The sequence below is a fragment of the Nonomuraea sp. 3N208 genome, assembly GCF_052245935.1.
Classification (GTDB): Bacteria; Actinomycetota; Actinomycetes; order Streptosporangiales; family Streptosporangiaceae; genus Nonomuraea.
Genome location: NZ_JBQQBR010000066.1, coordinates 39,450 through 47,248 on the forward strand (window position 1 = coordinate 39,450; position 7,799 = coordinate 47,248).

Here is a 7,799-nt window from a genome sequence, read left to right on the forward strand (position 1 = left end):
TTGAGTTCTTGAGCCCCACAAGTCACGACGATGCCCGGCGACGCAGTCGCGTAGTTCACGGCCTGGGCCTCTCTCCGCTCGTGCAGCCCAGCCCTCAGGTCCTGCTCGCCGCGACGGTGAACGAGCGTGCACACCCCGCCGAGCCGTTCGGCGTCAGCTGTCGGCGGCACGCTCACCCGGTCGGCATGCCGGCCTTAGCGTCCTCCACAGTCCCGCGCAGGACGGCGATGGTGGACGCCAACTGATCGAGCGATCGCGCGGTCAGCGGGTCGGCGAGCCAGGTACGCAACTCGTTCTGGAACGTCGAGGTGGCGGCATCCGGCAATCGCCGGTCATCCTCGCCGTCACCTGGTGGTACGCGACTCCGTCCGCCCCCGCTCACTGCCCCGTGGTCAGGGCGTCCCTCCAGTCATAAAACGACATGAGGGACGCCTGGATCACGGGAGGGCGCGGCGCAGGCATGACAACTAGAGGGACGCCCGGATCATGCATGGGAAGATAGCGTGATGCAGATCTTGCTGGTAGGCGACTCGACCGTGACCGACTTCGACGGCTGGGGCCCGGGCTTCCGGGCCCGCCTGGTCCCCGGCACCGAATGCCTCAACCACGCCATGGGCGGCCGCAGTTCGAAGAGCTACCGTGACGAAGGCTTCTGGGACAAGGCCTTGGCCACCCGTGCCGACCACGTGCTCATCCAGTTCGGGCACAACGACCAGCCGGGCAAGGGCCCCGAGCGGGAAACCGACCCGGAGACCGAATACGCCGCCAACCTCGCCCGGTACGTCACCGAGGCGCGGGCGGCGGGAATGCGCCCCGCCCTGGTCACCTCGCTCACCGCCGTGACTTCGACGAACGGTCCGACCGGCTGCGCGACACGCTAGGCCCATGGGTGGTGGCCGCCAGGCGCGTGGCCGCAGAGCAGAGTGCGCCGCTGATCGATCTGCACGCGGCCAGCACCCGGCTCTGCACAGCGCTCGGACCGGCGGGATGTGCCCTGCTCTCGCCGCACAGGTCAGACGGCACCGTCGACGCCACGCATCTCAACGCCGCAGGCGCCGCGCGCTTCGGCAGGCTGGTCGCGGACCTGGCGCGCGAAGCGGTGCCCGAGCTGCGGCCGTGGCTGGCGCCAGCCTGATCGCGCCCGCCGCAGCACCGCACCGCCCACTCCCCAGCCGATCACCACGCCGCCGGTCGCGCTGGCGGCATGCCCTCCCGATCCGGGTGGCCCGACGTCGCACTGTGACGACCGCGCATCACGGTCGACGATGACCTGTGTGCGTGCTCGAGCCTTCGAAGCGGGACCGGCGCGGCCTTTCACACGCGATTGAGATGAGATCGGGCCCGAGCCGCTCTGTAGCTCCGGCTACCCCTTCCACGTAACCACCGTCGGCCTACCGGCGTTCACCGCCGACTACCAGGCGCTGCTGGCCACGATGCGCTCGGGCACCGGGCCGATCGCGCTGCAAGACGATCTGATGATGATGAGCGGAATTGTCAGCCCGTCGCATCGCTGCGGGGCGGCAGACTGATCAAGCGGGCCTGACGGCAGTTGCTCGGCGGCCCCGCTTGTGGTGCGCGCGCCGGGCTCCGATAGTAGCGCCGCCTCCCCGAGTCACGCCTGGAGTCGGCCGCTCGCGTTCGTGACCTGATCAGGAGCCGTGGCAAGGGACATGTGGTCTCAACCCAATGCCGGTGGTGCTGTGCTGTCGCGGAGGACGAGTTCCGCCGGCAGCTCGATGCGCGCCGGTGGATCCTTCGACAGCAGCGCCATCAGGGCGGCGGCACCCAGGTCTGGCCAAGGCTGGCGGACGGTGGTCAGAAAGGGGGTCACGCTTGTGGCCACCACGGAGTCGTCGAAGCCGACGACGCTCACATCGTGCGGCACACGCAGCCCGTGCTCGGCCAGTGCCTGATATATCCCCAGTGCCATGCCGTCGGAGCAGGCGAAGAAGGCAGTTGGCGGCTCAGGCAGTTGGGTGAGCAGATCGCGAACGGCTTCCGCGGCGGGCTCGGTGCGGAAATAGCCGCAGACCTGCCACCGAGGGTCCGTTCTCAGACCGGCCTCCGTCATGGCCTGTTGAAAGCCGGCCAGCCGCTCGCGTGCGGCCGGCACGCCGGGCCGACCCGTGACGACCGCGATCCTCGAGTGCCCCAGGCTGATGAGATGCTCCGTGGCGGCGCGGGCGCCGAGCTGGTTCGCCGAGGACACGACGGTTACGCCCGCCGGTACTTTGCCCAGCGGGTCAATGATCACCATGGGGATGTCGTGATCGATGAGCCAGGCGCGCTGCGCGCTGGTCAATGACGTGCGCGCCAGCAGGACGCCGGCGCTGTCGCGCGTGCTGATCCGGTCCAGCCAGACCGAAGGCGGCTGGTGGTACCGCGTCCGATCGACGACGGCGGAGACCACGATGTCCACTCCTGCCCGCCAGGCCGCCTCTTCCACGCCACTGAGAATGGCCAGGGAATAGGGCGAGGTCAGACACTGCAGCACGATGTCCAGCATGCTGCCCCTGCGGTAGTGGGCCGGGCGAGGCACATAGCCCCGGCGCTCAAGGACCTTGGCGATGAGCTTGCGGGTGTGCGGAGAGACATCGGATTTGCCGTTAAGTGCCTTGGACACTGTGGAGACCGAGACACCGGCCTCCCTGGCGATTACTGACAGCTTGGGCCTCACCGGCTCACCATTGCTCAGCCTGCTCTCCTGACGCAAGCGTGAGGTGCCGAAAATTTCGCAGCGACCCACATTTGCGCAGGTAAAGCCGTGAGGGTGTGGCGACCGCCCGTTGACGATCCATCAACGTTCAGGCAAAAGTCTTAGCAACCGATTGCAGCGATGGTGAGGCACTGACCTGTGTTGACGAAGGAGCTATCTGTCCATGGCTGTCCCCACGATGGGTCATCACCGGGCTCGCCGCACCAGAGCGGCGAAAGCATCAGAGTCACCTCGTCGGCGGGGACGGTGAAGGGATGAGCCTCTGGAACCCCGGCCTCGGTGACGGCACCTATCACAACCCCGTGCTGAACGCCGACTGGTCCGACCCCGACGTCATCCGGGTGGGCGAGGACTTCTACCTGACCACCTCCACCTTCGCCAGGGTGCCCGGTCTGCCCATCCTGCACTCGCGGGACCTCGTCAACTGGACGATCGTCGCGCACGCGCTGCCCGAACTGGACGGACTCACCAAGCCGGAGCCCGGCTGCCGGGTCTGGGCACCGTCGCTGCGTTACCACGACGGCAAGTTCTGGATCTTCTGGGGCGATCCAGACCGCGGCATCCACGTGATCACCGCGACCCACGCGCGCGGCCCATGGAGCGTTCCCCGCGTGCTCAAACCCGGCTCTGGCCTGATCGACCCATGCCCTTTCTGGGACGAGGACGGCAGCGCTTACCTCATACACGGCTGGGCCAAGAGCCGGACCGGGTTCAACAACCGGCTGACGCTGCACCGCATGTCGCCCGACGGGCGAGAGGTCCTGGACGAAGGCACAGTGATCATCGATGGTGACCAGCTGCCCGGTTACAGCACCCTGGAAGGTCCCAAGCTCTACAAGCGCGACGGGTATTACTGGGTCTTCGCGCCGGCCGGGGGCGTTGCCGACGGCTGGCAGTCGGTCTTCCGCGCCAAGGACATCACCGGGCCGTACGAGGACAGGATTGTCCTGAAGCAAGGGCGCACCAACATCAACGGCCCGCACCAGGGCGCCTGGGTGGACGCCCCCGACGGCTCGCACTGGTTCCTGCACTTCCAGGACCGCGGCCCCTTCGGGCGCGTGGTCCACCTGCAGCCCATGCGCTGGGCCGAGGACAGCTGGCCGGTCATCGGCGAGGACGGCGAACCCGTGTCAGGCGGGCGCATACCCGTCGCCGGCCGGCGGGCGGCCGTGCCACCGAGCGGAGACACCTTCCTTTCCGGCAAGCTCGGCCCGCAATGGCACTGGCCGGTCAACCCCAAACCCACCTGGTACCGGATCGGCGGCGGCGCCCTCGTCCTGGCCTGCCTGCCCGGCCCCGACGACCTGCGTGAGCGCGGCCAACTCGTCGCCCAGCGGCTACCTGGCCCGCCGTTCGTCACCCGCACCCGCCTCACCCTGGACGCCGCGCCCGGCTCGCGCGCCGGGCTGGTGATCCTCGGCCACGACTACGCCTGGCTCGGCATCGAGCTGACCGCCGACGGTCCCGTCCTGGTCTGCCGTACGGCTGAGGCCGCCGGACCAGAGCGTGACCTGGTCCCGCCCGTGCCCCTTCAGCGGCCCAAAGCCGAGCTCACCGTCGAGGTGGACGCCTTCGGCCGGTGCGTGTTCGCCACCGGCGGGGTCTTCGACGCGGTGCCGGGGCACTGGGTCGGCGCCGTCCTCGGCCTGTTCGCGGCCGGCGAGGCGGGCTGGGCAGGCTTTCACGGATTCGCCATCGACTGCTCATGAGAGCAGCAGCCATGGTCGGCGTGCCACGTTACCGAGGCTCAGACCACCGACAACAAGCGCAACGGAGGCTGACATGCGCGCATTCCTCGCGATCGTCTTAACGGCGTTCGTCCTGATAGCGCCCGCTCCTGCCCATGCGGCGGACTACGAACCGGTTGAGCCGGTCTGGACCGAGCAGCCCATCGGCTTCGCCGCCCTGCCCGGCCACGGGCTGGAGACCACGACCGGCGGCGCCGGCGGCCAGGCCGTGGTGGTCGACACCCAGGCCGAGCTGGAGCACTACGCGGGCGCCGCGGAGCCGTACACCATCAAGGTCCAGGGCTCCATCACGGTGGAGCCGTTCGGCAAGGAGATCGCGGTCGCCTCCAACAAGAGCATCATCGGGCTCGGCACTGGCGCGGAGATCGTCCACGGTGGCTTCCGGCTGATCAATGTCTCCAACGTCATCATCCGCAACCTCACCATCAGGGACACCTACGTTGCGGGCGACTGGGATGGCAAGACGCACGACTTCGACGGCATCCAGGTGGACACGTCCCACCACATATGGATCGACCACAACCGCATCCAGCGGACCGGCGACGGCCTGGTCGACCTGCGCAAGGACATCGACTTCGTGACGCTGTCGTGGAACGTCTTCGCCGACCACAACAAGGCGGTGGGCATCGGCTGGACCAGCAACGTCGTCACCAAGGTGACGGTCCACCACAACTGGTTCCGCAACACCTTCCAGCGCAATCCAAGCGTCGACAGGACCGAGGCCGCGCACCTGTTCAACAACTATTTCCAGAACATCGGCTACTACGGCTCCATGATCCGCGGACCGGGCCGGATGGTCGTGGAGAACAGCTACTACGACACCGTCACCGACCCGATCGTGGTCAAGGACCCGGACTCTCAGCTCGTGCAGCGCGGCAACATCTTCTCCGGGACCAGGGGCCGCCGCGACCGCAACGGGGCCGCGTTCGACCCGTCCAGCTACTACTCCTACCGGATGGACCCGGCCTCGGAGGTGCCCGCGCTGGTCAGGAGGCACGCCGGCCCGCGGGGCAAGGAGGAGCCGCGTGAGACGATCACGGTTGCCCTGGACGGCAGCGGCGACGTGGGCAGCCTCCAGGCGGCCATCGGCATGGCGGCGACCGGACCGGCCACCATCGTGGTTAAGCCAGGCGTCTACCGCGAGATCGTGCGGATCTGGCCCGACCGCCACAACATCACCATCAGCGGCGCTACCGGCGACCCCAAGGACGTGGTGATCACGTACGGCACGGCCGCGGGCGCCCAGAAGTTCTACGGAGGCCTGGAGGGTATTGCGGGCAGCCCGACCCTCGCGAACCACGCCAGTGACATCATCTTCGAGAACCTGACCGTGGAGAACTCCTACGACGAAGCCGCGAACGGTCCCAGCCAGGCCCTGGCCGTCAGGACGCTCGGAGACCGTGTCGTCTTCCGCAACACCCGGTTTCTCGGCAACCAGGACACCTTCATGCTCGACACGCCCGCCAAGACCGACATCCGGCGGACCTACCTGCATGACTGCTACGTCGAGGGCGACGTGGACTTCATCTACGGCCGCGGCACCGGCGTCTTCGACCGGTGCGTGATCCACTCCGTGGCGCGGGGGCTCGGCGTCGTCACCGCCGCCGCCACCACCGACTCCAACCCCTACGGGTTCCTGATCAACAGATCGGAGTTCACCAGCGACGCGCCGGCCGGGTCGGTCTACCTCGGTCGCCCCTGGCATCCCAACGGCGATCCGACCGCCATCGCGCAGGTGCTGGTCCGCGAGTCAACGCTCGGCGCGCACGTCAACGCCGCACCGTGGACCGATATGGCCGAATTCTCCTGGCGGGATGCCCGCTTCTCGGAATACCGCAACACCGGGCCGGGCGCGACTCCCGGGCCGGACCGCCCGCAACTGCCGGACACCGAGGCCGACAAGTACACGATGCAGCGCTACCTCGGGGACTGGCAGCCGAGCTGAGCCTCCCCCTTCCCTGGTTTCCTTTGTGCGAGAGGAACTGCATGGCAACCAACGGGCCCGCTGTGCCCACCACCCAATCCCACGCGATCCACCGCCCTCTCGGCGTGAACCAAGTCGCCATCACCGGTGGTCTGCTCAGCCAGTGGCAGGAGCGCAACCGAGCGGTCAGCATCCCCCTCGGCATGGAGCAGATAGAGCAGGCGGGCAGCCTGCCCAACCTGCGCCTGGCCGCTGGGGAGGGGCGGTGAGTTCCGCGGGTTCCGGTCTCCGCGATGCCGCGTGTCGCGGAAAAGCAGGTAATCGATGGCGTCGGCACCACCGTCGCCATCGAACTCGACGCCCGCGCGGTATCCGCGCCAACCGGGCCGCGCCTGCCGTACAGCCAAGCGACTCTCAACAGCGGCACTCCGACGCGGGCAACGGCCATCCCCTACGTCCAGGAGGACAACCGCGACGGACGGGCGATGCGGGTCTGGGTCCCAACCGAGTGAGGGAACACCCCATGAGACGACATGACCTGTTGAAGATGGGCGGCCGGCCGCCTCGGCGCCGAGGCGGCCGCCTGCGGCGGCGAGACGAGCTCCGAACCGGCCAAGCAACTCCCGTTCATGTACTGGGCTCGTGTCCTTCCCGCTCGCCAAGCAGATCGAGCAGTTCGGGATCAGCGTCAGCATCACGTTCCCCGCGGCCTGGTACGGCCTCCTCCGCAGCAACGGCGGCGACTTCGCCGACGAGGCCGGTAAGAAGTGCACCCTGGACTCGCGAGGTCTTGCAGAACCTTCAGGACCCGATCTACAAGCACCGCGTGATGCTCAGCCCCGGCCAGCTCGCCGCCACCGGCGACGACGTGCCGCGTACGAACATCATGCTCAAGACCCGGCGGGTGGCCATGGCCGTGGACGGGCTGGTTAGCAGCCGTCATGCTCCCACTTCCTCCACCTGACTGGTGAAATGCCATGCCATAGCGCCCGAAAATTTCGAACTATCGGTGTTTGCGCTGGTAGTGGGCCCTCGGCATGCTCGTGCCATTGACGTTACGGGCAAGCTAACGCAACGTTTCCTGCAACCGATTGCAATCCCCGTGAAGGAGTTCTGCACATGGCCGTCGCCCCGGCGCGCCTGCCCCGCTCGAGAAGTCGCCGAGCAGGGGCGCTGACACCGTATGTGCTGATCGCGCCGTCGTTGATCGCGATGCTCGGGTTCCTCGTCTACCCGATGGGTAGCGTGCTCTACTACAGCCTCCAGCACTACAACGTGACCAAGCCCTGGGACAACGGCTTCGCCGGGCTGGAGAACTTCCGCACGCTGCTGTTCGAGGACCCGATCTTCTGGCAGAGCCTCGGCTTCAGCGTCAAGTGGGTGGTCGTCGAGGTCGTGCTGCAGTTGTTGC

The 7,799-nt window shown here is 67.8% G+C and carries 9 protein-coding genes and 1 pseudogene; 8 read left to right on the forward strand and 2 right to left on the reverse strand.

Annotation, left to right across the window (positions count from 1 at the left end):
- Nucleotides 1-172: 172 nt before the first annotated feature.
- Nucleotides 173-325 carry a hypothetical protein gene (locus ACTWPT_RS54935; protein WP_443185535.1) on the reverse strand — a complete coding sequence of 51 codons (153 nt, stop codon included), beginning with the start codon at nt 323-325 and terminating at the stop codon, nt 173-175.
- Between the two features lie 181 nt (nt 326-506).
- Between ACTWPT_RS54935 and ACTWPT_RS54940 the strand changes: the two genes are divergently transcribed.
- Nucleotides 507-881 (forward strand): GDSL-type esterase/lipase family protein, encoded by a 375-nt coding sequence (locus ACTWPT_RS54940; protein ID WP_443185536.1) that lies wholly within the window; start codon nt 507-509, stop codon nt 879-881.
- 11 nt (nt 882-892) lie between these two features.
- Nucleotides 893-1,135: a hypothetical protein gene (locus tag ACTWPT_RS54945; protein ID WP_443185537.1), complete on the forward strand. Its 243-nt coding sequence runs from the start codon at nt 893-895 to the stop codon at nt 1,133-1,135.
- Between the two features lie 543 nt (nt 1,136-1,678).
- On the opposite strand, the gene ACTWPT_RS54950 is transcribed toward ACTWPT_RS54945, so the two are convergent.
- Entirely contained in the window at nt 1,679-2,677 is a 999-nt protein-coding gene (locus ACTWPT_RS54950; RefSeq protein ID WP_305916352.1) for a LacI family DNA-binding transcriptional regulator, read from the reverse strand.
- 293 nt (nt 2,678-2,970) lie between these two features.
- Between ACTWPT_RS54950 and ACTWPT_RS54955 the strand changes: the two genes are divergently transcribed.
- From ACTWPT_RS54955 to ACTWPT_RS54980, 6 genes and pseudogenes are all read left to right on the forward strand, one after another.
- Nucleotides 2,971-4,425: a family 43 glycosylhydrolase gene (locus ACTWPT_RS54955; protein ID WP_443185538.1), complete on the forward strand. Its 1,455-nt coding sequence runs from the start codon at nt 2,971-2,973 to the stop codon at nt 4,423-4,425.
- A gap of 73 nt (nt 4,426-4,498) precedes the next feature.
- A complete protein-coding gene (locus tag ACTWPT_RS54960; protein WP_443185539.1) occupies nt 4,499-6,409 on the forward strand; it encodes a pectinesterase family protein in 1,911 nt (636 codons plus the stop codon).
- A gap of 41 nt (nt 6,410-6,450) precedes the next feature.
- The gene (locus ACTWPT_RS54965) at nt 6,451-6,657 is read left to right on the forward strand and encodes a hypothetical protein (RefSeq protein WP_305916349.1); all 207 of its coding nucleotides are present in this window, start codon (nt 6,451-6,453) and stop codon (nt 6,655-6,657) included.
- 24 nt (nt 6,658-6,681) lie between these two features.
- Nucleotides 6,682-6,900, forward strand: coding sequence for a hypothetical protein (locus ACTWPT_RS54970; protein ID WP_305916348.1), 219 nt, complete (start codon nt 6,682-6,684; stop codon nt 6,898-6,900).
- 278 nt (nt 6,901-7,178) lie between these two features.
- Entirely contained in the window at nt 7,179-7,352 is a 174-nt protein-coding gene (locus tag ACTWPT_RS54975) for a hypothetical protein (protein ID WP_305916347.1), read from the forward strand.
- Between the two features lie 155 nt (nt 7,353-7,507).
- Nucleotides 7,508-7,799 (forward strand): annotated as a pseudogene (locus ACTWPT_RS54980) (carbohydrate ABC transporter permease); the annotation flags it as partial.

What these genes read in the sequence shown, in the direction of transcription:
- ACTWPT_RS54955 (WP_443185538.1), top strand. Translation starts at nt 2,971, where the DNA reads ATGAGCCTCTGGAACCCCGGCCTCGGTGACGGCACCTATCACAACCCC.
- ACTWPT_RS54970 (WP_305916348.1), top strand. Translation starts at nt 6,682, where the DNA reads ATGCCGCGTGTCGCGGAAAAGCAGGTAATCGATGGCGTCGGCACCACC.
- ACTWPT_RS54940 (WP_443185536.1), top strand. Translation starts at nt 507, where the DNA reads ATGCAGATCTTGCTGGTAGGCGACTCGACCGTGACCGACTTCGACGGC.
- ACTWPT_RS54965 (WP_305916349.1), top strand. Translation starts at nt 6,451, where the DNA reads ATGGCAACCAACGGGCCCGCTGTGCCCACCACCCAATCCCACGCGATC.
- ACTWPT_RS54960 (WP_443185539.1), top strand. Translation starts at nt 4,499, where the DNA reads ATGCGCGCATTCCTCGCGATCGTCTTAACGGCGTTCGTCCTGATAGCG.